Source organism: Pseudocolwellia agarivorans, assembly GCF_002000085.1.
Lineage (GTDB): Bacteria > Pseudomonadota > Gammaproteobacteria > Enterobacterales > Alteromonadaceae > Pseudocolwellia > Pseudocolwellia agarivorans.
Genome location: NZ_MUZU01000027.1, coordinates 1 through 3668, shown reverse-complemented (window position 1 = coordinate 3668; position 3668 = coordinate 1). Strand labels below are relative to the sequence as shown.

General features: G+C 34.2%; 2 protein-coding genes. Both read right to left on the bottom strand.

Features of this window, described 5'->3' with window-relative positions:
* Positions 1–975: 975 nt before the first annotated feature.
* A complete protein-coding gene (locus B0X80_RS20085; protein ID WP_077343651.1) occupies positions 976–1218 on the bottom strand; it encodes a hypothetical protein in 243 nt (80 codons plus the stop codon).
* Positions 1219–1322: 104 nt separating this feature from the next.
* On the bottom strand, positions 1323–1838 hold the full coding sequence (locus B0X80_RS20080; protein ID WP_077343649.1) for a zinc finger Ran-binding domain-containing protein: 516 nt from the start codon (positions 1836–1838) through the stop codon (positions 1323–1325).
* Positions 1839–3668 lie beyond the last annotated feature (1830 nt).

Here is a 3668-nt window from a genome sequence, read left to right as displayed (position 1 = left end):
ATGCGGACAATAAACACTTCCGTCAACGGCTGGAAGTGTAACTTCTATATTTGACATTTTAATTCCTATTGAATTGAATAGCTGAAATTACGAATAAACATAACGCCTCATTCAGAGGCTAAAAATTGATGGCCAAAATAGCGAGGCACGAGCAACGGCCAGCTGTTTTTAGTCCTTTGCAATGCCTTGTTATATGCCTGATAAACATTAACTTAATTACTGAAGTTCAAAGTAAAAAACGGTAGTAATAAACGCACTATAAATTGAGCTACCCACAATTGCCAGAACGAAATAATAGCTTTGCCAACAAAGTCTTTTAAATAGGCAAAGCTTATTAGTGACTATTGAAAAACTATAATAGCGAAACTCGTAGCAGCGTTTACAAAAGTAAAAGTTAATAACTGTATTTTTAGCTAAACCAACATACTACATGAATTGCATATAACGCCTCATTCAGAGGCTAAAAATTGTTGGCCAAAATAGCGAGGCACGAGCAACGGCCAGCTGTTTTTAGTCCTATGCAATGCCTTGTTATGTACCGATAGCGCCAATACTAACAAACCTTGCTTTATATAAACTGATTAGTTTAAACATTACAAAACAACTTGTTAGGACAAAAAATGATACAAGCCAAGAACTTGTGTAAATATACGTCCCTATGATAATTAACGCATAAACTAAGCCCGCAAGACACAATACAACACCTTTTAATAGGTCGTTTGTAAAATTTGAGTTACCCCTCCTTTTCCTAGCAAAATATAATCCATCATTACAGTTGTTGCAGGTAATAAAATGTAAAAACAATGCTTTAAGTACTTTTTTATTGCTTTGAGTTTTTCCGCATGTAGGGCAACGTTTATTCATATTTAGGTACATAACGCTTACATAAGCGGAAAATTATAGTTGGCTAAAATGTTTGAGGAACGAAAAACAGCCAACTGTAATTTTTCCGTTTAATGTTCTTGTTATACGGAACTATTCACCAGACTTCATGTTTTTACTTGAGCGAAGAAGTGCATGTAATTCAGACTCTATAAAATAAAGTGCCTCACCAGCTTTACCTTCTTTGCTTGAAATCATATCGTCACCAATAACACTTAGCTGGTTTAGCAGAGATTCTATCTTAGAGGAGCTAAATGCAACTCCGGGATCTTCCCAGCCACTTATTTCAACAAAAGCGATGTTGTCGTTAGATGATAAAGTTTTGCTATATGCCAATTTGAATTCCGTATAACGCCTAATTAACAGGCAAAAAATAGTTGGTTAAAATAAGCGACGCAGGAGCAAAAACCAACTGTTTTTTGTCCTTGTTTAATTTCTTGTTAGCTTTCTTTGTAATACTGCTCGAGTAGATTATTAAACCTTTTACCTTTAGTAAAATAAAACATAAAGCCAAAAGTGAAAGTAAAGTAGAACAAAACACCCCAACCGACAGCTGAACTATTATCAGGGATTAGATAAATCCTAGTTAAAATAAACAATAATAATGTGCAGGAAAAAGTAATTAGCATGGTTTTAGCTTTTTTATCAGTAGATATATAAAGCAACAACTTAAGGTTTTTGGTAATAATAAAAGCTACGGCTACAAATAAAAGTAAAGCAATTTCGAATTTACCATTATGCATGTAAATAACTAAGAAAAATGGAGAAAATAAAAGAGGTAATAACTGTTTTTTATATTCTTCGATTGTTTTTCTTTTCTTAAAACCCTCAGGGTTTTTATGCTTTTCAATATCTTCTGTACCTGCTGTTGCAGAACAGCCACACAATGAACAATGAGTTTCATTTGAAGCATTTCCAACACTACATGCGTTACAAGTCCATCTATAACCTTTCATAAAACTCCAATGTTGATAAGAAAGCTAACGCCCAATTAATGGGCTTTTATTGCTGGCTAAAATTGCGAGGGACGAGCACAGCCAGCTGTAAAAGTCCCGTTGAATTGCTTGTTATATGCCTGATAAACCTAAACTTAAATATAAAAGTTAGAAGTAAAAGACTGTAGTAATAAATGCACTATAAATTGAGCTACCCACAAATACTAGAACGAAATAATAGCTTTGTTACATTACGCAGTAATAAAAACAACAAAGCTTATTAGTGACTATTGAAAAACTACAATAGCGAAACCCGTAGCAGCGTTTACAAAAGTAAGGTTGATCACAATATTTTTAGCTAAACCAACCATACTATTTGAGTGCATATAACGCCCAATTAATGGGCTTTTATTGCTGGCTAAAATTGCGAGGAACGAGCACAGCCAGCTGTAAAAGTCCCGTTGAATTGCTTGTTATATGCCTGATAAACCTAAACATAAATACACAAGCAACTAGTAAAAATCGGTAGTAATAAACGCACTATAAATTGAGCTACCCACAAATGCCAGAACGAAATAATAGCTTTGCCAACAAAAGTCTTTTAAATAGGCAAAGCTTATTAGTGGCTATTGGAAAACTATAATAGCGAAACCCGTAGCAACGTTTACAAAAGCAGTTTTGATAACAACAATTTTAGCTAAACCAGCAATACTTCATGAATTGCATATAACGCCTCATTCAGAGGCTAAAAATTGTTGGCCAAAATAAGCGAGGCACGAGCAATGGCCAGCTGTTTTTAGTCCTTTGCAATGCCTTGTTATATGCCTGATAAACCTGAACATAAATACACAAGCAACTAGTAAAAACCGGTAGTCATAACCGCACTATAAATTGAGCTACCCAGAATTACCAGAACGAAATAATAGCTTTGTTACATTACGTAGTAATAAAAACAACAAAGCTTATTAGTGACTATTGAAAAACTAGAATAGCGAAACCCGTAGCAACGTTTACAAAAGTACTTTTGGTAAAAACAATTTTAGCTAAAGCACCCTACTACATGAATTGCATATAACGCCCAATTAATGGGCTTTTATTGCTGGCTAAAATTGCGAGGAACGAGCACAGCCAACTGTTTTTAGTCCTTTGCAATGCCTTGTTATATGCCTGATAAACCTGAACATAAATACAAAAGCAACTAGTAAAAGACGGTAGTAATAAATGAACTATAAATTGAGCTACCCATAAATGCCAGAACGAAATAATAGCTTTGTTACATTACGAAGTAATAAAAACAACAAAGCTTATTAGTGGTCATTGAAAAACTATAATAGCGAAACTCGCGGCAGCACATAAAAAAGTAAAAGTTAATAACTGTATTTTTAGCTAAACAAACAATACTATTTGAGTGCATATAACGCCCAATTAATGGGCTTTTATTGCTGGCTTAAAATGTTGAGGAACGAAACAGCCAGCTGTAAAAGTCCCGTTGAATTGCTTGTTATATGCCTGATAAAACTAAACTTAATTACTGAAGTTCAAAGTAAAAGACGGTAGTAATAGCCACACTATAGATTGAGCTACCCACAAATGCCAGAACGAAATAATAGCTTTGTTACATTACGCAGTAATAAAAACAACAAAGCTTATTAGTGACTATTGGAAAACTATAATAGCGAAACACGTAGCAGCACATAAAAAAGTAAAAGTTAATAACCAAAATATTAGCTAAAGCACCCTACTACATGAATTGCATATAACGCCTAAATAACAGGCTAAAAATTGTTGGCCAAAATCAGCGAGGCACGAGCAATGGCCAGCTGTTTTTAGTCCTTGTTGATTTTCTTGTTA